17 protein-coding genes and 1 tRNA gene are annotated in these 20,151 nt (G+C 69.2%); 8 read left to right on the forward strand and 10 right to left on the reverse strand.

Annotation, left to right across the window (positions count from 1 at the left end):
- Positions 1-20: 20 nt before the first annotated feature.
- Together ACIRD8_RS21590 and ACIRD8_RS21595 are read right to left on the reverse strand one after the other, a co-directional pair.
- Entirely contained in the window at positions 21-1,430 is a 1,410-nt protein-coding gene (locus tag ACIRD8_RS21590) for a serine/threonine protein kinase (RefSeq protein WP_403993757.1), read from the reverse strand.
- A gap of 103 nt (positions 1,431-1,533) precedes the next feature.
- Complete coding sequence (locus ACIRD8_RS21595) at positions 1,534-2,082, reverse strand: DNA-binding protein (protein ID WP_103760647.1); 549 nt, start codon at positions 2,080-2,082, stop codon at positions 1,534-1,536.
- 170 nt (positions 2,083-2,252) lie between these two features.
- Here ACIRD8_RS21595 and ACIRD8_RS21600 point away from each other — a divergent pair.
- Positions 2,253-2,325, forward strand: a tRNA-Ala gene (locus tag ACIRD8_RS21600).
- 420 nt (positions 2,326-2,745) lie between these two features.
- Here ACIRD8_RS21600 and ACIRD8_RS21605 read toward each other — a convergent pair.
- From ACIRD8_RS21605 to ACIRD8_RS21615, 3 genes are all read right to left on the reverse strand, one after another.
- Positions 2,746-5,145 (reverse strand): 2OG-Fe(II) oxygenase, encoded by a 2,400-nt coding sequence (locus ACIRD8_RS21605; protein WP_403993760.1) that lies wholly within the window; start codon positions 5,143-5,145, stop codon positions 2,746-2,748.
- 234 nt (positions 5,146-5,379) lie between these two features.
- Positions 5,380-5,931 carry a Uma2 family endonuclease gene (locus tag ACIRD8_RS21610; RefSeq protein WP_327372031.1) on the reverse strand — a complete coding sequence of 184 codons (552 nt, stop codon included), beginning with the start codon at positions 5,929-5,931 and terminating at the stop codon, positions 5,380-5,382.
- 321 nt (positions 5,932-6,252) lie between these two features.
- Positions 6,253-6,963, reverse strand: a complete 711-nt coding sequence (locus tag ACIRD8_RS21615) for a DUF5324 family protein (protein WP_403993763.1) — start codon at positions 6,961-6,963, stop codon at positions 6,253-6,255.
- 361 nt (positions 6,964-7,324) lie between these two features.
- Between ACIRD8_RS21615 and ACIRD8_RS21620 the strand changes: the two genes are divergently transcribed.
- Both ACIRD8_RS21620 and ACIRD8_RS21625 read left to right on the forward strand, forming a co-directional pair.
- Entirely contained in the window at positions 7,325-7,852 is a 528-nt protein-coding gene (locus tag ACIRD8_RS21620) for a peptidylprolyl isomerase (RefSeq protein ID WP_403993766.1), read from the forward strand.
- A 205-nt stretch (positions 7,853-8,057) separates the two neighbouring features.
- Positions 8,058-8,960 (forward strand): rhomboid family intramembrane serine protease, encoded by a 903-nt coding sequence (locus ACIRD8_RS21625; protein WP_403993769.1) that lies wholly within the window; start codon positions 8,058-8,060, stop codon positions 8,958-8,960.
- A 243-nt stretch (positions 8,961-9,203) separates the two neighbouring features.
- Here the strand turns inward: ACIRD8_RS21625 and crgA are convergent, their stop codons facing one another.
- Positions 9,204-9,458 carry a cell division protein CrgA gene (gene crgA, locus ACIRD8_RS21630; protein ID WP_031090433.1) on the reverse strand — a complete coding sequence of 85 codons (255 nt, stop codon included), beginning with the start codon at positions 9,456-9,458 and terminating at the stop codon, positions 9,204-9,206.
- 178 nt (positions 9,459-9,636) lie between these two features.
- On the opposite strand from crgA, the gene ACIRD8_RS21635 reads away from it, so the two are divergent.
- The 5 genes from ACIRD8_RS21635 (at position 9,637) to ACIRD8_RS21655 (ending at position 13,503) form a co-directional block, all read left to right on the forward strand.
- Positions 9,637-10,362: a DUF881 domain-containing protein gene (locus tag ACIRD8_RS21635; RefSeq protein WP_403993772.1), complete on the forward strand. Its 726-nt coding sequence runs from the start codon at positions 9,637-9,639 to the stop codon at positions 10,360-10,362.
- Between the two features lie 140 nt (positions 10,363-10,502).
- Positions 10,503-10,691 (forward strand): hypothetical protein, encoded by a 189-nt coding sequence (locus tag ACIRD8_RS21640; RefSeq protein ID WP_124277875.1) that lies wholly within the window; start codon positions 10,503-10,505, stop codon positions 10,689-10,691.
- Positions 10,688-11,326 (forward strand): aminodeoxychorismate/anthranilate synthase component II, encoded by a 639-nt coding sequence (locus ACIRD8_RS21645; RefSeq protein ID WP_403993775.1) that lies wholly within the window; start codon positions 10,688-10,690, stop codon positions 11,324-11,326. The genes ACIRD8_RS21640 and ACIRD8_RS21645 overlap by 4 nt, the downstream gene beginning before the upstream one ends.
- The gene (locus ACIRD8_RS21650; RefSeq protein WP_403993778.1) at positions 11,323-12,738 is read left to right on the forward strand and encodes a class E sortase; all 1,416 of its coding nucleotides are present in this window, start codon (positions 11,323-11,325) and stop codon (positions 12,736-12,738) included. Before ACIRD8_RS21645 ends, ACIRD8_RS21650 begins: the two co-directional genes overlap by 4 nt.
- 36 nt (positions 12,739-12,774) lie before the next feature.
- Positions 12,775-13,503, forward strand: coding sequence for a class E sortase (locus ACIRD8_RS21655; protein WP_403993781.1), 729 nt, complete (start codon positions 12,775-12,777; stop codon positions 13,501-13,503).
- 81 nt (positions 13,504-13,584) lie between these two features.
- Here ACIRD8_RS21655 and pknB read toward each other — a convergent pair whose 3' ends face one another.
- The 4 genes from pknB to ACIRD8_RS21675 form a co-directional block, all read right to left on the reverse strand.
- Positions 13,585-15,558, reverse strand: coding sequence for a Stk1 family PASTA domain-containing Ser/Thr kinase (gene pknB, locus ACIRD8_RS21660; protein WP_403993784.1), 1,974 nt, complete (start codon positions 15,556-15,558; stop codon positions 13,585-13,587).
- A gap of 171 nt (positions 15,559-15,729) precedes the next feature.
- Positions 15,730-17,184: a peptidoglycan D,D-transpeptidase FtsI family protein gene (locus ACIRD8_RS21665; RefSeq protein ID WP_403993787.1), complete on the reverse strand. Its 1,455-nt coding sequence runs from the start codon at positions 17,182-17,184 to the stop codon at positions 15,730-15,732.
- Entirely contained in the window at positions 17,181-18,581 is a 1,401-nt protein-coding gene (locus ACIRD8_RS21670; protein ID WP_403993790.1) for an FtsW/RodA/SpoVE family cell cycle protein, read from the reverse strand. The genes ACIRD8_RS21665 and ACIRD8_RS21670 overlap by 4 nt, the downstream gene beginning before the upstream one ends.
- Positions 18,582-18,602: 21 nt before the next feature.
- A complete protein-coding gene (locus ACIRD8_RS21675) occupies positions 18,603-20,090 on the reverse strand; it encodes a Stp1/IreP family PP2C-type Ser/Thr phosphatase (RefSeq protein WP_403993793.1) in 1,488 nt (495 codons plus the stop codon).
- Between the last annotated feature and the right edge of the window lie 61 nt (positions 20,091-20,151).

The following is a 20,151-nucleotide window of genomic DNA, read 5'->3' on the forward strand; positions in this document are numbered from 1 at the left end:
GCTCAGGCCTGGTAGACGGCTCAGGCCTGGGTGAGCGCCCAGATCCCCACCGCGAAGCAGATCAACGCCACCACCAGCACCGGGACCGCCACCTTCGGGGACGGTCCCGGCCGCTTGGCGGGGACCGGCAGCGGCGCGGGATGCGCTGTGTTCTGGGGGGTCTGAGGGGATTGAGGGTGCTGGGCCGTGTAGGCGCGGGTGGGCGCCGTCCCGTAGGGCACCGCGGACGTGGGTGCCTGGGCGAGGTCCGGGGCCGCGTCGGAGGCGTAGGGGGGCCCGGCGTGGGCCGGAAGCGGGGACTGCGCCTGCGGCTGCGCCGGGTGGGGAACCTGCGCGGGCGGCGGCGCGAGATGGAAGCTGCCCGTCTCCGACATCGACGAGGCGGGCGGCGCGTACGGCTGCTGCCCCGGAGTGCCCTGCGGGGCCGCGTAAGGCTGCTGGCCGGGGCCCTGCGGCGCGTACGGCTGCTGCGACGACCGAGGGGCGGGCGGCGTGGAGTTGGCGGCCTGAGCGGGCGCCTGTGGCCCGTGGTCGGGTGTCTCGGGGCCGGTGGCCGGACCCTCGGGTCCGAAGCCCGCGGGCAGCGGGCCGATCTGGTCGAAGACCTCCACCCGCTCGTCGTCCGGACCGGGGTCCGGAAGCATCTCGACCGCCGCCGTCAGCGCCTTGCGCGCCCCCGTGGCCGTACGGAAACGGGCGTGCGGGTCCGGCTGCAGCAGGCCGGCGAGGACCTGCCACAGAGGCTCCGGCACGCCCTGGGGCGCACTCGGGGTGCCGTGCGCGGCGAAGTACTCGATCAGCGCCTTGGCGTCCGGCTTTTGGCCCTGCAGGAGATAGAGCGCGACGAGACCGACGGCGAACAGGTCCGCCGGGAAATCGGGCTCCGCCCCCATCATCTGCTCGGGGGCGAAGTAACCGGGCGTACCCACCACGTAGTTGGTCTCCGTCAGCCGCGGCTCACCCTTCCGCATCGAGATGCCGAAGTCGGAGAGCCGCAGATGCGGCCGGCCCGTACCGGTGGCCTCCATCAGGATGTTGGCCGGCTTGATGTCCCGGTGCACGACCCCCTCGGCGTGCACCGTGGACAGGCCGGACAGCAGCTGATCGAGCAGGAGACAGACGAAGCGCGGGGGCAACGGGCCGTAGTCGCCGATGACATGGGCCAGCGAGCCGCCGCTGACCAGGTCCATCGTGAAGAGGACCTTGTCGTCGTCGGCGGCCCAGCTGGCCGGAGCGAGGACATGTGGATGCTCGATCCGCAGGGCCTGCTCGCGGACGAAGCGCAGCAGCGTGTGCGCGTCGCTCTGCTGCAGGACCTTGGCCGCCACATACCTGCGGCGCCGGTGGTCCCATGCGCGCCAGACGGCGCCGACCCCACCACGTCCGATCGGATCGACCAGCTCGTACCGACCAGCGAAGACCTCACCCATTGCGCTGCGCCCGCTCCCGTTCCCGTTTCGGTTCGTGCCCCGGCTGTCGGGATACTGCCACGGCTCCGCCGTCGCGGGGCGGCCCCGGGCCCTGGACTCCGTGCTAGCTCTGGTGGCCTTCGTAGTGCGCGACCGCGTCAGCGGTGCGCCCCGCTCCGTACACCCTGAGGAACTCTGCCAGCTCCGGGTGGGCCGGGGCGAGGGAGTCCGCCGCATCGATGATGTCGCCGGCCGCCGCGACCGACCGCAGCAGCGACTGGATCTCGCGCACCACACGCCGCACGGTGGGGGCACCGCCCGTGGTGGACGTCTGGCCGGTGTTGGTCAGGACGGAGCCACCCTGCGACTTCTTGATCTCTTCCATCCGGTCGGTGGCCTCTCCCGCGCTGACACTGCCATCCGCCACCTGGCTGGCGAGCTCCTGAAGGGCCTGGACCCGCTGGACGACCGCGGGGTTGCCGATCTTCGCCCGCTGCCCGCTCATCAGCTGGGACAGCATGGGCGCGGACAGCCCGAGCACCGCCGCGAGGCGTGCCTGGTTGAGGCCGAGATCGTCGATCAGCCTGCGGAAGAGCGCCCCCAGCGGCTCTCCGTACCAGCTGCGCTGGAGCTCCCGGGCTCTAGCCGTCGCCTCTTGCTGCGCTGCGTCCATTGCGTCTCCCCTTCGCTGCGGCTTCGCTGCTGCGAACCTCGTCGTGCATCTTACGGAGAGCCGTTGCGGGCCGGGAGCCCCAATCCTTTTGCAGGATTCGGGGGGTCACCCGGTACTCTGTTCTGCGACGGACGTCGCGGCATGGTTATGTCCTGTGGTGTCCGGTTTTTGGGGCCTTAGCTCAGTTGGTAGAGCGCTGCCTTTGCAAGGCAGATGTCAGGAGTTCGAATCTCCTAGGCTCCACCTGGATACACCCCTCTGACCTGCGGATAAGCGGTCAGTGGGGTGTTTTTGTCGCGATTTTCCGTGCTGACGTGTCAGCGCGGTGGTGCTGACGTGAGGCTCGTGAGCCCAGTCTTTTCAAGGGTTGTTCCGCTGCTGGCTCTCCTGGCGGCTCTCCTGGGTGTCATGGGGTATGGCCTTCGACCTCAACCGCTGACCGGGGCAGCCGACGAGTACACCTCGGCCGTGCCCTATCGGTTCGGTGAGGAGACCGGGTTCGTCCTGGCCGGGTCGCGATGACGGTGCGCACCGAAGTCGAGCAGGTCCGCTGGGGCGGGTGCGCGAGGCTTCAGGCGACGGGGCAGCCCTGGGCGCCGGTGACCGCGCCCCAGGTGCGGGCGGCCTCTTTCAGGTGTGCCGACTGCAGGTTCCGGTGATCTTTCAGCCGCGTGGCTGGGGCCATTTCTCCCGGAGCCAGGCCAGATCGGTTTCGGCGCGGGCGCGGGCCGTCTGCTCGCTGGTGAACACCGCGTCCGTCTTGGTCAGGACCAGGGTGTAGGGGCGTCCCTGGCGCCGGGTGGTGTGAGAAACGGGCAGGCCGGCCAGGTCGATACGGCTGTGGATGTGCTGGCGCTTGTCCTTCGCGAGCGGCCACTCCATGACCTGGCGGGCGCGGGAGGCGAGGAAGGCGTCCAGGTCGGGGCAGAGGTTGCAGCTGGAGCTGCAGGTACCGGTGGGGGCGAGGGACCAGTCGTCCGCAGCTCGTACAGGGAGGGCGATGGCTGCGGTCAGCCGGGCCTGACAGTGGTCGGCGAGCGACTGGAAGGCGCCGCCTGCGGGGGTGCCGCCGTGTACGGCGGCCGGGTGGCGTGCCGCAGCGTGCAGGGCCGGGAGCAGGCATTCCAGGGCGGTGTCCGGCAGCCCGCGCAGGGTGGTGGTGATCGTGTCGGTGGTCCGGGGGCCGGCTGCTTGCACGATGTGGGCGAGTGTGGTGCCGATTCGCTCCATGGCCGGGCGGCGTTCGGGCTCCCGGCCGACGTCCAGCCAGCCGGTGAGCTGCTGCTCGGTCGCTTGCCAGGCCCCTTCGGCCAGCGGTGTGGCCACCGCTTCCCCGTCACCGTCGGCGCTCCGCAGCGCGGCACAGAGATCGGGTAGGGATGCGAGCCATGCCGCGCGGTCGGCCCCGGTGTAGGCGCCGGTCGGGCCGAACCAGCTGGCGACGGTCTCGCGTGCCCACGTCGGTCCGTACCGTGCGGCCGCTTGTGCCAGGTCGGGGGCGTGGTCCTCGCTCAAGGTCTCCACCCCGAACGGCGCGAGGAGCATCACGGCGGTGTCAGCCTCCCCCACACCCACCGCGACGCTCAGGGCGGCGGCGAAGAGCGGGGCGGCGGCCGGGCCCGAACCGTGGTGCTTCCAGATCGGGGCGAGCGACCGGGCGAGCGTGCGTGCGAGCTCCAACCGGCCGGTGTCCAGGTGGCCCTGGAGCTCGCGCAGGGCTCCCTCGGAGCCCGCTTCGGCGCGTGCTTCGAACGAACGCTGCCGGGGCCAGAGCACCACTGCGGCCCGCCGGTACCAGCGGTCCAGGGTGTTGCCGTAGTTGCCCATGTAGCCTTCGTACTCGGACTGGTAGGGCGTGAGGTCCTTGTTCTCGGTGGTGGCGCACACCTCGGCGTACGGGACGGGCAGGGAGATCTGCTCACCGCTGGTGCCGTCGGGGCGGGTCCACCAGCCGAGGGTGATCTCGTCGTCGATCAGGTCGTTGAGTTCGTAGTCGAAGAAGTCTCCGCTGCGGCGGCGCTCGGCTCCGGGCTCGCCGTCAGGGTCGAGGAGGCAGTCGCCCTCGCATTCCTCGTCCTCGCAGCCGTCGAAGTGCTCGGTCTCGCCGTAGTAGTCGTAACGGTCGTGGGGCGGTACGGCGTCCCAGGTCTCCTTCACCTCCGCCAGCGCGAGGACCGCTTCGCAGTCTGCCTGCCCGGCGGCCTTGCGGAGCAGCACGGCGCGGGTGGCGTCCACGCCCTTGAGGCGGTCCCAGTCCAATCCGCGCTGGGTGTACTCGTGGTCGAGGAGGTAGACGAGTCGGTTGGGCCGCGTGGCCTTGGGACGGCCGTAGCCGTAGCGGTCCTCGGCAGGCCGGGCGAAGTGCTCGTTCAGGCAGTGGGCCAGGTCGGCCACCGGGCCGCTGCCTGCCGCGTCGGCCGGCCGGACGGGCTCGGCGAGAAGGTTCATGGTGAGGGTGATGCGGTACCCGGAGTTGACGGGCTTGACCTCGTGACGGCAGTCCGCGTAGAAGGCGGCGAAGGCCAGCCGCTCCCGGGACGCCTGGTACGTGACGCTGCGGCCAGCGTGTTCGACAACGAGTTCGCCGCCGGTGTGGTGCGAGGGCAGCGAGACGACGAGGCTGCCCACCATGGAGTCGTCCTTCTCAGAGTCCTGGTGCGGTAGGAAGAACTGCCCCTTGCCGTAGACGAGCAGCGCGTGCGGTTCGGCGCGCAGGACGGTGGTGGGCGGCAGGCCGAGCGCGGCACGAACCCCGTCGAGGACGCTGCTCAGCGTGCGGTCCCAGTCGGGGCCGCCCAGGGTGAACCGGTCCGCAGTGATCTCCCAGGTGTCGCGCACGCCGGTGTCGGCCAGGGTCTGCTCACCGCGGCCGAAGCGGGCCTGCCGGGCCTGGGCGATCAGCTTCTTGGTGACAGGGGCGCGCAACGGCAGGGGCAGCTCGCCGACACCGTCGACCTCGATGCGCAGCGCCCGAGCGGGCATCTCGATGCGAGTACTGAAGTCCCCGTGCCGCTCCGAGCCGTCGAGCAGCTCCGCGAGTCGCTTCCGTGCTTCTTGCCCCATGGTGGCATCCGTCTCTCTGCTCGGCGGCGTGCCGCTCCGGCCGTCCCGAAAACCCTAGTGCTACAGGGAGGCCCTACACATGGTCGACAAGATGATCTTTATATTCGGGGATTACATGGGTACAGGGGGTGAGATCGACGTGGACCGCGTGATGGGCATGACGGCACCGCCCGTTCCCCCGGCGAATTGCCTGCCCCCGGCAAGATGTGGCGGCGGGCCGAGCGGCTTGAACGGTCAGCGGACCCAGTTCTTGAGCGGTTCGGTGTCGAGGGCGAAGCCGAGCGGGGCGGGAAGTTCGACGGTGCGGCCGAAGGGGCGGCGCAGCAGGCTGGCGTAGGTGTCGCCGTCGGGTTCGCTGTAGACGAGGGTTTCGCAGGTGTCGCGGTCGATCAGCAGGTAGACGGGGATGCCGGTCTGGGCGTACGCGGCCGGCTTCTCCTCGCGGTCGCGCTTGTCGGTGTCGCTGTCGTACGAGGTGACCTCGACGACCATGACGACCTGCCCGGGGTCAGCCCACTCGCCTTGTCCGGCGAAGCTGCCTTCAGGGGCGAGAGCACCGTCCGGTTTGGCGTTGCCTTTGCGGTAGCGCTCGATGCGCAGGCCGCGTTCGGGGTAAAGCCACAGGTCGGGCTGGTGCTGCATGCAGTGCTTCATCAGCCAGCGGATGATCTCGTCGTGGTCGCCGTCGGGCACCGCTTTGACTCCCAGCCTGCCGTGGATGAACTCCATCCGGACGCCTTCACGCTCGGCGGCGGCAGCGATGCGCTCGAACTCCTCGGCCAGCATCTGTGGCCGGTCCTCAGTGATGGTCACCACATACCTCCCGCGCCCAGTGTAGGCAGCGCAGGGCGGAACGGGGACGGCGTCGGTGACCTGGCTTCGGCTCACCGTGTTCTTGGCGAGCTACACGGACGGGTGGCTGCGGCGACTGTGAGGGCATTCAGGGCAAACTGCGCTCTGCTCCGGAAACGCAGGACAGAGGGACTTTTTCGTCGGCTCGGACAGGGGTCCGGCGGCGCACGGGAAGAGGGGCGCCGGAGGGACTGTGAAGTCCTCCGGCGCCCCTCTTCCGCGTCGTACGCCGTACGCCGGTTGCTCAGGGGCCGCTCAGCGGCGCTCGTCGCCCTCCGTCGTGTCCGTTCCGGCCTCGTCCTGCTTGGCGCGGACCTCGGGGTCGAGCACGGTCGAGCCGCTGCCGTCGACCGAGGTCAGGGGCGCACGGTCGTCGGACACCTCGGTCGGGGCGGGCGGCTCGACCAGCCAGTCGGGGTTGGCCTGCTTGTCCCACCACTTCCAGGCGGCGAAGGCTCCGCCGGCCAGGGCGCCCAGCACGAGGAGCCCCTTGACCGCGCGGCCCGCCCTGGCCCGTCGCTCGTGCTTCCTGACGAGCTTCTGGATCTCCTTGGCCGTCACCTGGCCGCGGAGGGCTGCCAGCGCGGCCGTGCTGCGGGCCGTGGCCTCCTCGGCCACGGGCCGGGTCGCGGCGACGGCGTACTCGACGCGCGGCACGGTGTAGTCCGCCGCGGTGCGCGCGGCGCTGCGCGTCCGGATGGCGGCCCGCTGCGCGGCCTCGTCGACCTTGGGCGGCACATGGGTCAGTGCCTGTTCGATACGCGGCGCGAGATAGGCGCCGTACTGGACGCGGGCCTGCGCGGCTGCCTTCGACACCTTGGGCGCGAGCCGTGCGCGAGCCTCGTTCGCGTAGTACGTGGCCTGTTCCTTGGCCGTGTCGGCGTAAGGCGCCACCACTTCCGCGGCGTGCTGCGCGCTGTCCTTCGCCGAGTAGGTTGCGGCGCGCACGCTGTCGATGCGGGTCACGGGATCCTCCTCATTGGTGGCGGGTAGGTACTCCGCCTATCCACCCAACTCGAAATCATGCCCGTCGGCGCCTGGAACGCCATGCGGGACGGGCATCCGGGTCATGAACATCATTCTTGGGCAATATTCCTGGGCAATACGGTGCAAGGGGAGCGTGCCGCCGACGATGCCACGCTTCGTGCCGACGCGCTCCGTGTCGTCGGGCACTTGGCCGCATTTATCCCGCAGGAAGTGTGGGAAAGGTGCAGGAAAGCGGGCAACGAGGTGAGTGCCGTCCTTCCTGGCGCTGTGACCGCGCTGTGGGACCGCTGCCCCGTGCGAGGATCGGTGGTCGTCAGCGAAGACTTACGGAAGGCAGACCGTGGCCGAGCAGCTTTACGCCACTTTGAAGACCAACCTGGGCGACATCGAGATCCGGCTGCTGCCGAACCACGCGCCCAGGACGGTCAAGAACTTCGTCGAGCTCGCCACGGGCGAGCGGGAGTGGACCAACCCGGAGACCGGCCGGAAGTCCACCGACAAGCTGTACGACGGCACTGTCTTCCACCGCGTCATCGACGGTTTCATGATTCAGGGCGGCGACCCGCTGGGCAACGGCACGGGCGGCCCCGGGTACGAGTTCGGCGACGAGTTCCACCCCGATCTCGCGTTCGACAAGTCGTACCTGCTGGCGATGGCCAATGCCGGGCCGGGCACCAACGGTTCGCAGTTCTTCGTGACCGTGTCGCCCACCGCCTGGCTGACCGGGAAGCACACGATCTTCGGTGAGGTCACCGGCGATGCGGGCAGGAGGGTCGTGGACGCCATCGCCGGCGCGCCGACCAACCCGCGCACCGACCGTCCGCTCCAGGACGTGGTGATCGAGTCGGTCGTCATCGAGACGCGCTGACCCCGGGGGCTACCGGCCCTGCGTGCGCCGCTGAGCCGTCGGGCCGCTGACCCGACAGGCGCTGATGTGCCGGGCCCCTGACGTGACAGGCGGCCGCCGCTGTGGGAACCAACCGCCCCGCTCGTCCGTACTGATACATAACGGGCGAGCGGGGCGGTCGCATGTCTGCCCCCTGCACGGACGAGGACCGAAGGGGCCGTGACCGATGGACCAGCAGCCGCCGGAAGACCAGGACGGGTCCGCGGCCGCGGGCGGGCAGCTCACTTGTTACCGGCATCCGGGCAGGGAGACGGGAATCCGCTGCACGCGGTGCGAGAGGCCGATCTGCACGGACTGCATGATCGAAGCGTCGGTGGGCTTCCACTGCCCGGAATGCGTCCGCGAAGGGTCCGGCACGGGCCACCACCCCGCGGCGAACCGGCCGCGGACCCTGGCGGGCGGAAGCGTGGCCGCCGATCCCAGACTGGTCACCAAGATCCTGCTCGGCATCAACCTCGCCGTCTTCATCGCGGTCTCGGTCGCCGGCCGGTGGCTCCTGGACGATCTGCTGCTGTTCGGCCGCGCCTACTCGGGCGATCCGTCCGTCGGCGTCGAGGGCGTGGCGGAGGGCCAGTGGTACCGGCTGGTGACGTCGATGTTCCTGCACCAGGAGCTGCTGCACATCGCGTTCAACATGCTGGGGCTGTGGTGGCTCGGCGGGCCGCTGGAGGCCGCGCTCGGCAGGATCCGCTATCTGGTGCTCTACCTGCTCTCGGGGCTCGCCGGCAGCGCGCTCACCTACTGGATCGCCGACCCCGCGCAGGGGACGCTCGGCGCGTCGGGTGCCGTCTTCGGTCTGCTGGGTGCGACCGCCGTGCTGATGCGCCGGATGAACTACGACATGCGGCCGGTGATCGCGCTCCTCGCGGTGAACCTGGTCTTCACCTTCACCTGGAGCGGGATCGCCTGGCAGGCGCACGTCGGTGGACTGGTCGCCGGGGCGCTGATCGCGATCGCCATGGTCCACGCACCGCGCGAGCGCCGGAATCTCGTGCAGTACGGCGCCTGCGGGCTGGTCCTCCTGGTGATCGTCGTGGCCGTCCTCCTCAGGACGGCTGCGCTCACCTGACCGGAATCCGTTGCTCCAGGGGTGTGGTTGTCCACAGAGGGTGCCGGATCTTGTGCATGACGTGGGGAACAGGTGTGCCCCTTGTCGCTGAACTGGGTTTTTCCAGCCAGGACAAGGGGCACGGCCCCTCGCGATGCGTAAGTGTGTAGTCACACCGGCGTCAACTTCGAGGGAAGTTATCCACAGATCGTCTGACCTTGTCCCCCGCCTGTGGATAACTCTGTGGGTAACTTCAGGGCAGAGCTACTTCCACTGCGTGGAGACACCGAAGCCACCGGCGATGAAGCCGAAGCCCACGACGATGTTCCAGTTGCCGAGAGCGTCGATCGGCAGATCGCCCTCGGTGACGTAGAAGACCACGATCCAGGCCAGACCGATCAGGAAGAGCGCCAGCATCACCGGCGCCACCCAACTGCGGTTGGTCAGCTTGATGCTCGTCGACTGCTTCGCCGGCGGAGGCGTGAAGTCTGCCTTCTTGCGGATACGTGACTTCGGCACGAGGGACTCTCCTGTCGATGCGCTGCGTGACCGCGCAGGGATCTGTGGCTGGCGCCGGGGCGCGAGGGGGAATGCTGCCTCCCCGGGGCGTCCGTTAGCGTAGTGCTTCCGTGGCGCCTAAGGAGATAAGGGTACGTTGAGCAATTCTGCCGACTCTCCTCGAGGCCCTGCCCGGCGCATGTCCAGGTGGCCGGTCCAGGGCCTCACCGCTGCCGTCTTCGCACTGGCCGGACTGATCTTCGTCACCAGCGCCAATACGGCCAAGGGGACCGATATCCGGACCGACTCCTCCCTGCTGAAGCTCTCCGACCTCATCCAGCAGCGCAGCGAGAAGAACGCGGAGCTGGACGAATCGACCGCCTCCGTGCGCGCGGACATCGACACCCTCGCCCGCCGTGACGACGGGAGCACCCGTGCCGAGGACGCGAAGCTCGACGCGCTGGAGAAGGCCGCGGGCACCACGGAGATCACCGGTGAGGCGCTCTCCGTCACGCTGAACGACGCCCCGGCGAACGCCACCGCCAACCCCGGCTACCCGGATCCGCAGCCCAACGACCTGGTCATCCACCAGCAGGACCTGCAGGCCGTCGTCAACGCCCTCTGGGAGGGCGGAGCCCGTGGGATCCAGGTGATGGACCAGCGGCTGATCTCCACCAGCGCGGTGCGCTGCGTCGGCAACACGCTGATCCTCCAGGGGCGGGTCTACTCGCCTCCGTACAAGGTCACCGCCGTCGGCGACCGGGGGAAGCTGAGGCAGGCGCTCAACGACTCCACGGCGATCCAGAACTACCAGCTGTACGTGAAGGCGTACGGGCTGGGCTGGAAGGTCGAGGAGGACGACAGGCTGACGCTTCCCGGTTATTCGGGCACCGTCGACCTCCACTACGCACAGCCTGTGGAGTAGCGCGCGAGGCCCCGGGGGCGACACCTCTGTGCGGCGCGCGCAGGACTGTGACGGACGCCCCGGCAAGCGGCTTTCCACAGCTGACCCACGCCTGTGCCCCGGCCGTTTAGTCTGGTGCCGTACCGAATGGAGGCAACAGCATGTACGGCTGGATCTGGCGGCACCTGCCGGGCAACGCATGGGTGCGGGGCTTCATCTCGCTCGTGCTGGCCCTGGCCGTTGTCTACGCGCTCTTCCAGTACGTCTTCCCCTGGGCGGAGCCGCTGCTCCCGTTCGGTGATGTGACGGTGGACGGCGAAGGCACCAGCGGAGCGGGGTCCGGCCAGTGAGCGCACGCATTCTCGTCGTCGACAACTACGACAGCTTCGTCTTCAACCTCGTCCAGTACCTCTACCAGCTCGGCGCGGAGTGCGAGGTGGTGCGCAACGACGAGGTGACCACGGCGCACGCCGACGACGGCTTCGACGGGGTCCTGCTGTCGCCCGGGCCGGGCACTCCCGAGCAGGCGGGCGTCTGCATCGAGATGGTGCACCACTGCGCGGCGAGCGGGGTTCCCGTCTTCGGCGTCTGCCTGGGGATGCAGTCGATGGCCGTCGCCTACGGCGGTGTGGTGGACCGCGCGCCGGAGCTGCTGCACGGCAAGACCTCCCCCGTACTGCACGAGGGCAAGGGCGTGTTCGCCGGTCTGCCGTCGCCGTTCACCGCGACGCGGTACCACTCGCTCGCCGCCGAACCGGCGACCGTTCCGCCCGAGCTCGAAGTCACCGCACGTACCGCCGACGGCATCATCATGGGGCTGCGCCACCGTGAACAGGCGGTGGAGGGCGTGCAGTTCCACCCCGAATCGGTGCTCACGGAGCACGGCCACCTGATGCTCGCCAACTGGCTGGAGCAGTGCGGTGACAAGGGTGCGGTCGAGAGATCGGCGGGGCTCGCCCCGGTGGTGGGCAAGGCCGCCGCGTGACCTCACTCCGCCCCGACGCCGGGCAGGAAGGCCCGTACGCGCAGGGAGCGTACGAGCCCGACGGCACGTTCGAGGCGGCGGTGGAACAGCTCGCGGACCCGCTGAACGACCCGCTGCCGGGACAGCTCGCGGACCCGTTGAACGACCCGCTGCCGGGGCGGCACACCTCGCCCTGGTTCCGGGCGGAGGACGCCCAGCCCGACGGCGGGGCTCCGCAGATGCCCCAGGCTGCGGCTCAGGCGCCCGCGGAGCCCCAGGGTGAGTGGTACGACCCGGAGGGGTACCGGAGGGACTGGTACGGGCAGCAGGGGCCGGGAACGGCTCCCGCGGCAGGCACCGTCCGGGGGACGGCGGTCGTATCCGGCCACGGTGCGCCCCCGCCGGTGCAGGCGGCACCCGAACCCGCCCCCGTGCAGGTCCCTTCCGAGGCCCGCCCGGAGCCCGTGGAGCCCGTCACCGATGTCCTGCCCGTCGTGCCGGTCCTGCCGGTCCTGAGCGACGAGACCGTCGCCCTGCGGACCGCCGATACGCGGAGAGCGTCGCGGACCACCGGAACCGGTACCTCGGAGTCCGCCTCCGAGGCGCCGCCGACGGGGGGCCGGGCCGAGCGCCGGCGTGCGGCCAAGGGGCGCGGGAGACGTAGGAGCGAGCCACGGCGCGCCACGGAGCCGGAGGCGGCGGCGGAGCCCGCGGTCCCGATGTCACGGCTGGAGGCCCGGCGGGCGGCCCGTGCCGCCAAGGACAGCCCGGCCGTGGTCGCCAGCCGGGTCGTCGGCGAAGTGTTCATCACCTTCGGCGTGCTGATGCTCCTGTTCGTCACGTACCAGCTGTGGTGGACGAACGTCCGCGCCGACCAGATCGCCGGCCGCGAGACGAACAAGATCCAGGACAACTGGGCCCACGGCGAGCGCAGCCCGGGGGCCTTCGAGCCGGGCCAGGGCTTCGCCATCATGCACATCCCCAAGCTGGACGTGGTCGCGCCGATCGCCGAGGGCATCAGCAAGGAGAAGGTCCTCGACCGCGGCATGGTCGGTCACTACGGCGAGGGCAAGCTGAAGACCGCGATGCCCTCGGCGAAGCAGGGGAACTTCGCGGTGGCGGGTCACCGCAACACCCACGGTGAGCCCTTCCGCTACATCAACAAGCTGAAGCCGGGCGACCCGATCGTGGTCGAGACGCAGGACGCCTACTACACGTACGAGATGACCAGCATCCTTCCGCAGACGTCGCCGTCCAATGTGGCCGTGATCGACGAAGTGCCCACGGGTTCCGGCTTCACCGGCCCGGGCAGGTACATCACGCTGACGACGTGCACCCCGGAATTCACGAGTACGTACCGAATGATCGTGTGGGGCAAAATGGTCGACGAACGGCCGCGCAGCAAGGGGAAGCCCGACGCGCTCGTCGGCTGACGCGGGCTGGACGACATCACGACAGGGACGGGTGCGGTGGCAGCGAGGACCGAGCACGAAGAGCGCACCGACGAGCCGGCGGCCCCGGTGCGGAGCAGGAGCCGCCATCCCGTCGCCACGGCGGTGAGTTTCTTCGGCGAACTGCTCATCACCGCGGGGCTGGTGCTGGGCCTGTTCGTCGTCTACTCGCTGTGGTGGACGAACGTGCTGGCCGACCGTGAGGCGGACAAGCAGGGCAACACCGTCCGCGACCGCTGGGCGGGCGGGCCGGGAGCGCTGGACACCAGGGACGGCATCGGCTTCCTCCACGTACCCGCCATGAAGAACGGCGAGGTGCTGGTCAAGAAGGGCACCGACACCGAGACGCTCAACAACGGCATCGCCGGCTACTACACGGAGCCCGTGAAGTCGGCGCTCCCCTCGGACGCGCAGGGCAACTTCGCGCTCGCCGCGCACCGGGACGGGCACGGTGCCAAGTTCCACAACATCGACAAGGTGAAGAAGGGCGACGCGGTCGTCTTCGAGACCCAGGACACCTGGTACATCTACAAGGTGTTCGCGGAGCTGCCGGAGACGTCGAAGTTCGACGTCGACGCGATCGCCGCGGTGCCCAAGGAGTCGGGCGTGAAGAAGGCCGGCCGCTACATCACGCTGACCACGTGCACCCCCGTCTACACGTCGAAGTACCGCTACATCGTGTGGGGCGAGCTGGTGCGGACCGAGAAGGTCGACAGGGACCGCACGAAGCCGGAGGAGCTCCGGTAGGCCCACCCGGCGAAGGCAAGGGCCCCGGTCACCGTGGAGGTGACCGGGGCCCTGTGCTGTGTCCGTGGGGGCTCGGCCCGGCTAGCCGGACTGGCCGCCGAAGAGGTTGCCGTCCCCGGCGCCCGGCAAGGTCTGCACGTTGACCGCGCTGTTCTTGTCGACCATCTGGTTGGCCTGGGGCTGGAAGCCGACCACCCGGGCGTTGTCGTCGTTCTGCCCGGTGACACTGCCGAGCTGCAGACCCGCTTGGGCCAGTGCGGCCTTCGCCTCGGCCAGCGTCTTGTTCTGCAGGTCCGGGACCGCGACCTGCTCGGGCTGAGCCGGACCCTTGGAGACCTTCAGGACGATCTGGACGTCCTTGGACTGCTTGCTCGGGCCCGCCGGGCTCTGCTCGATGACCGTCCCGGCAGCCTCATCCGAGTCGACATCCTGCTTCGAGACGTTCCTGAACCCGAGGGCATTCAGCTGCGCCACGGCAGCGTCGTAGGAGCGGGTACGCACGTCGGGCATCGGCTCGGTGGCCTCCTTGGCCACGGTGATCGTGACCTCGGTGTCCTTCTCGACCTTCGAACCGCCCTCGGGGTCCTGCGAGATGACCGAGTTGAGCGTCTTCTCGGACTCGGCCGTCTTGACGTTCACCGTGAAGCCCTTGTCCTCCAGGGCCTTGCGGGCGCTGTCCTCGGACTTCTCCAGGACGTCCGGCACCTCGATCTTGGGGGCGCCGGTGGAGACGACGACCGTCACGGTCTCGCCCGTCTCCATCTGCTCGTCCGAGCCAGGGGTCTGGCTGCAGATCTTGTCCTTCTCCTGGGTCTCGCAGGGCTCCTTGGAGCCGACCTTCAGCGTGACCTCGGCATTGTCCGCAAGTTTCTGCGCCTGCTGGACCGTGGAGCCGACCATGTTCGGCACGTCGACCTTGTCGCCGCCGCTGTCGCTGGAGCTGAAGACGTAACGGCCGATCAGGATCGCGCCGATGAGTACCAGGATGCCCGCGACGACCAGGAGGATCGTCGAGGTGTTGCTCTTCTTCTGGCGCCGACGGTCGGGGCGGTCGTCGTAGCCGTAGCCGCCGTCGTCCGGATTGACCGGGGGCAGCATGGACGTCTGGGCGCCGCCCGGGTCCGTCGCCCGCAGGGCGGTGGTCGGCTGGTCGTTGCCGTAGGCGTCGTATCCGCCGTAGCCCGCCGCACCCATCGCCGCCCTGGCCGCGACCGGCTGGCCGTCGAGGCAGGCCTCGATGTCGGCACGCATCTCGTCGGCCGACTGGTAGCGGTAGTCGGGGTCCTTGGTCAGCGCCTTCAGGACGATGGCGTCCATCTCGGGCGTGATCTCGGGGTCGAAGTTGCTCGGCGGCTGCGGCTCCTCACGCACGTGCTGGTACGCGACCGCGACGGGCGAGTCCCCGACGAACGGGGGCCGCACCGCGAGCAGTTCGTAGAGCAGACAGCCGGTGGAGTAGAGGTCCGATCGTGCGTCGACCTGCTCGCCCTTGGCCTGCTCCGGGGAGAGGTACTGGGCGGTGCCGATGACCGCGGCGGTCTGGGTCATCGTCATGCCGGAGTCGCCCATGGCGCGGGCGATGCCGAAGTCCATGACCTTGACCTGGCCGGTGCGCGTCAGCATGACGTTCGCCGGCTTGATGTCGCGGTGGACGATCTGGGCGCGGTGCGAGTACTCCAGTGCCTGGAGGATCCCGACCGTCATCTCGAGGGTCCGCTCCGGCAGCAGCTTGCGGCCGGAGTGCAGGAGCTCTCTGAGCGTCGACCCGTCGACGTACTCCATCACGATGTACGGGATGGAGACCCCGTCGACGTAGTCCTCGCCGGTGTCGTAGACGGCGACGATCGCGGGGTGGTTGAGCGAGGCGGCCGACTGGGCCTCACGGCGGAACCGTGCCTGGAAGGACGGATCGCGGGCGAGGTCGGCCCGCAGCGTCTTCACAGCGACGGTGCGGCCGAGCCGGGTGTCATGCGCGAGGTATACCTCGGCCATGCCACCACGGCCGAGCACCGAGCCCAGCTCGTACCGGCCGCCGAGGCGACGCGGCTCTTCCATAACTGATCCAGCCCTCTCCGTCAGTCCCGACCGCACCCGTGTGTGGTCCGGCGGTGCGCTGTTCGCGCATACGCTACCGGGCACGCCCGGCGTGATCGGCCCGCACCCGTCAGCTGATATCCGACCGGTATCCCAATGTGCTGGTGTGGACAGAAGTTGTGACGGGTGTCACTACTTTCCGTCGAGTACCGCCTTCATCACGTTCTTGGCGATCGGAGCGGCCAGACCGCCACCGGAGATGTCGTCCCGGTTGGCGTTGCCGTCCTCGACCACCACGGCGACTGCGACCGGGGAGCCGCTGTCGGTCTTGGCGTACGAGATGAACCAGGCGTACGGCTTCTCGCTGTTGTTGAGGCCGTGCTGCGCGGTGCCGGTCTTGCCACCGACGGTGACGCCGTCGATCTGCGCGTTGGTTCCCGTGCCCTCCTGGACCACGGTCTCCATCATCTGCTGCACCTTCTGGGCGTTCTCCGCCGAGAGCGGCTCGCTGAGCTGCTCCTTCTCGTGCGTGTAGATGACGTCCAGGTTGGGTGCCTGGCGCTGGGCGACCATGTACGGCTGCATGAGCTTGCCGTCGTTGGCGATCGCGGACGCCACCATGGCCATCTGGAGCGGGGTGGTGCGGTTGGAGGCCTGGCCGATGCCCGCCATGGCGTTCTGCGGCCGGTTGTCCTTCGGGTAGACGCTGGCGTCGGCCCGGACGGGAGTGAAGACTTCCTCGTTGAAGCCGAACTTGTCGGCCTGTTCGATCATCTTCTCGTTGCCGAGGTCGTCGCTCATCTTGCCGAAGACGGTGTTGCAGGAGTAGCGCAGGGCCACCCGGAGCGAGGCGTCCTTGCAGGGGATGTTGCCCTCGTTCTGCAGCAGGTTGGTCGACTGCGGGAGCCGCCAGGGCAGAGGGGAGTCGGTCTTCGCGTCGATGTCGGTGTAGAGCCCGTTCTCCAGCGCCGCGGCGGCGGTGACCACCTTGAACGTCGAGCCGGGCGGGTAGGTCTCCCGCAGGGCCCTGTTCAGCATCGGCTTGTCCTTGTCCTCCAGGAGCTTCTGCCGGGCGTCGGAGTCCTTCATGGAGTTGCCTGCGAAGACCGAGGGGTCGTACGAGGGGGTGCTGGCCAGGGCCAGGATGGCGCCGGTCTGCGGGTCGAGCGCGGCGACGGCGCCCTTCTTGTCGCCCAGCCCCTTGAAGGCGGCCTTCTGGGCGGCGCTGTTGAGGGTGGTGACGATGTTCCCGCCGGTCTTCTTCTCGCCGGTGAACATCGACAGGGTGCGGTCGAAGAACAGGTCGTCACTGTTGCCGGTGAGGATGCCGTCCTCGAGGCTCTCCAGCTGCGAGGAGTCGAAGGCCTGCGAGGAGTAGCCGGTGACGGGCGCCCACATGGGGCCGTCCTTCCAGACCCGCTTGAACTTGAAGTCGCTGTCCGTGGTCTCGACGGAGCCCGTGACGGGTTCGCCGTCGACGATGATGTTGCCGCGTTCGTGGGCGTAGCGCTCGATCTGGACGCGGCGGTTGTGCTCGTTCGCGTTGAGCTCGTCGGCACGGACGTACTGGATGTAGTTCGTGCGGATCAGCAGGGCCAGGACGAGGATGCCGCAGAAGATCGCGATCCTGCGGAGCGGCTTGTTCACGGTCGGACCACCTGGGTCATTTCGGCGTCCGGGGACGGTGCGGGGGCCGGGGCCGGGCGTCGGGCTGTGTCGCTGATTCTGATCAGGATCCCGATGAGCGCCCAGTTCGCGATGACGGACGAACCACCGGCCGCGAGGAACGGCATGGTCATACCGGTCAGCGGGATGAGCCCCATGACTCCGCCGGCGACGACGAAGACCTGGATGGCGAAGGAGCCGGACAGACCGATCGCGAGGAGTTTGCCGAAGGGGTCGCGGGCGGCGAGGGCGGTGCGGACACCACGCTCGACGATCAGGCCGTAGACGAGCAGGATCCCCATCATCCCGGCCAGCCCCAGCTCCTCACCGACGGTGGCGAGGATGAAGTCGGAGTTGGCCGCGAAGCCGATCAGGTCGGAGTTGCCCTGGCCGAGGCCGGTGCCCAGGGTTCCGCCGGAGCCGAAGGCCATCAGGGACTTGGCCATCTGCTCACTGGCGGCCAGCTTGCCCCATCCCGCGAACGGGTCGAGCCAGGCGGTGACGCGCTGCTGGACATGGGGCTCGAACGTGGCCACGCCTACTGCGCCCGCTCCGGACATCAGGAGCCCGAAGACGATCCAGCTGGTCCGCTCGGTGGCGACGTACAGCATGACGACGAACATGCCGAAGAACAGCAGTGACGATCCGAGGTCGGTCTCGAAGACCAGGATGAGGATCGAGAACGCCCAGACCATGAGGATCGGCCCGAGGTCGCGGCCACGGGGCAGGTAGAGCCCCATGAAGCGACGGCTGGCCAGGGCAAGGGCATCGCGCTTGACCATGAGATAGCCCGCGAAGAACACCGCAATGATGATCTTCGCGAACTCACCGGGCTGGATCGTGCCGACCCCGGGGATCTTGATCCAGATCTTGGCGCCGTTCACGGCGGGGAAGAACATCGGAAGGATCAGCAGGAACAGCGCCACCAGCATGGAGATGTAGGTGTAGCGCTGCAGGATGCGGTGGTCCTTGAGGGCGATCAGGACGCCGACCATCAGGGCCACGCCGACCGCTGAGAACATCAGCTGCTTGGAGGCGGCCGGCGCGTACTGCGGGAGGTCCTGCAGGCGTTCCGACTGGTCCAGCCGCCAGATGATGGCCAGCCCCAGCCCGTTCAGCAGGGTCGCCAGCGGCAGCAGCAGCGGGTCCGCGTACGGAGCGAATCTCCGTACGGCGATGTGTGCCACGCCACCGAGCAGCGCGAGGCCCAGCCCGTAGCCGAGCATGCCGGCGGGCAGTTCGCCGTTGAGGGCGAGGCCCACGTTGGCGTACGCGAACACCGAGATCAGGACGGCGAAGGCGACCAGCACCAGCTCGGTGTTACGGCGGCTCGGCGCGTCGATCGCGCCGATGGTGGTCGTGTTGGTGACAACGCTCATGTGCTGAAGGCCCCCTACGGCTTACTGCTTACCGCACTGCAGGGCCAGCTTCTTCTCTTCCTCCGAGAGGCTGGGGCCGGGAGTGGGAGTCGCGGTCTTGGTCCCCTTGGCGGGAGTCGTTGCGGACGTGCTGTCGGAGGCGTTGCCGGTCTTGGCCTTGTCCTTGGCGGCATTGGCATCAGCCTCGGCCGCGCGGCGCTGCGCGTCCTTCTTGCAGGCGGAGGCCTGTGCTTCGAGCTCGCTGATCTTCTTGCGGGCGTCGGTGAGGCTGCCCCGGGAGATGGTCGCCTCGACCTGCTTGCGCCAGTAAGGCGGGAGGTACTTCAGTTCGATCTTGGTGTTCTCTTCGACCTTCGAGAGGGACACCCAGGCGAGGTCCTGGCTGATCCCGCGGTAGAGCGCGACGTTGTCGCCCTTCGTGCCCACGTAGAACTGCGTCTGGGTCCAGCGGTATCCGCCGTAGACGCCACCGCCGATGACGGCCAGCGCGAGCAGGGTGTAAAACGACCGCTTCAGCCACCTGCGGCGGCCGCGGGGCTTGACGAAGTCGTCGTCGGTGTACGAGCTGAACGCGCCGTCGGGGCCGGAACCGTAGCCCATGTCGTCCCCGCTGCCGGGGGGGCCGAAGCCGCCGGCCGGCGGCGGTACGGGGCGGCCGAGGCCAGCCGCACGGCCCGCCGGGGTCTCCATGGCGCGGCCGTCGTTCGCCTGGGCGGCCTGGTTCTCGGCGACCGCTCCGACGATGACCGGGGTGTCGTTGAGCTGCCCGGCCAGGGTGTCGTTGCTGTCGACGTCCAGGACGTCGGCGACGATGCAGGTGATGTTGTCGGGACCGCCGCCGCGCAGGGCGAGCTGGATGAGGTCCTGGATGGTCTCCTGCGGGCCCTGGTAGCTGGCCAGGGTCTCTTCCATCGTCTGGTGGGAGACGACGCCGGAGAGGCCGTCCGAGCAGATCAGATAGCGGTCACCCGCGCGGACCTCCCGGACGGAGAGATCGGGTTCCACGTGGTCGCCGCTGCCCAGTGCCCGCATCAGCAGGGAGCGCTGCGGGTGGGTAGTGGCCTCTTCCTCGGTGATCCGGCCCTCGTCGACGAGCCGCTGCACCCAGGTGTGGTCCTGGGTGATCTGCGTCAGGACGCCGTCACGCAGGAGGTAGGCGCGCGAGTCGCCGACGTGGACGAGGCCGAGGCGCTGACCGGTCCAGAGCAGGGCGGTGAGCGTCGTGCCCATGCCCTCCAGCTGGGGGTCCTCCTCGACCATCAGGCGCAGCTGGTCGTTGGCCCGCTGGACCGCCGTACCGAGCGAGGTGAGGATGTCGGAGCCCGGGACGTCGTCGTCGAGCTGCACGAGCGTGGAGATCACCTCGGAGCTGGCGACCTCTCCGGCCGCCTGGCCGCCCATGCCGTCGGCGATGGCGAGAAGGCGGGGGCCGGCGTAGCCGGAGTCCTCGTTGCCTTCCCGGATCATGCCCTTGTGCGATCCGGCGGCGAAGCGCAGGGACAAGCTCATGCGCACCTCGCCCGTCGGCTCGGGGTACAGCCGGTCTCGAGCCACACTGCCCACCCTCCGG

It is taken from the genome of Streptomyces sp. NPDC102451, assembly GCF_044765485.1.
Taxonomy (GTDB): Bacteria; Actinomycetota; Actinomycetes; order Streptomycetales; family Streptomycetaceae; genus Streptomyces.

Excerpts from the sequence above, each read along its gene's own strand:
- ACIRD8_RS21590 (WP_403993757.1), bottom strand. The coding sequence starts at position 1,430 with ATGGGTGAGGTCTTCGCTGGTCGGTACGAGCTGGTCGATCCGATCGGA.
- ACIRD8_RS21595 (WP_103760647.1), bottom strand. The coding sequence starts at position 2,082 with ATGGACGCAGCGCAGCAAGAGGCGACGGCTAGAGCCCGGGAGCTCCAG.
- ACIRD8_RS21605 (WP_403993760.1), bottom strand. The coding sequence starts at position 5,145 with ATGGGGCAAGAAGCACGGAAGCGACTCGCGGAGCTGCTCGACGGCTCG.
- ACIRD8_RS21610 (WP_327372031.1), bottom strand. The coding sequence starts at position 5,931 with ATGCTGGCCGAGGAGTTCGAGCGCATCGCTGCCGCCGCCGAGCGTGAA.
- ACIRD8_RS21625 (WP_403993769.1), top strand. The coding sequence starts at position 8,058 with ATGGACCAGCAGCCGCCGGAAGACCAGGACGGGTCCGCGGCCGCGGGC.
- ACIRD8_RS21635 (WP_403993772.1), top strand. The coding sequence starts at position 9,637 with ATGTCCAGGTGGCCGGTCCAGGGCCTCACCGCTGCCGTCTTCGCACTG.
- ACIRD8_RS21640 (WP_124277875.1), top strand. The coding sequence starts at position 10,503 with ATGTACGGCTGGATCTGGCGGCACCTGCCGGGCAACGCATGGGTGCGG.
- pknB (WP_403993784.1), bottom strand. The coding sequence starts at position 15,558 with ATGGAAGAGCCGCGTCGCCTCGGCGGCCGGTACGAGCTGGGCTCGGTG.
- ACIRD8_RS21670 (WP_403993790.1), bottom strand. The coding sequence starts at position 18,581 with ATGAGCGTTGTCACCAACACGACCACCATCGGCGCGATCGACGCGCCG.
- ACIRD8_RS21675 (WP_403993793.1), bottom strand. The coding sequence starts at position 20,090 with ATGAGCTTGTCCCTGCGCTTCGCCGCCGGATCGCACAAGGGCATGATC.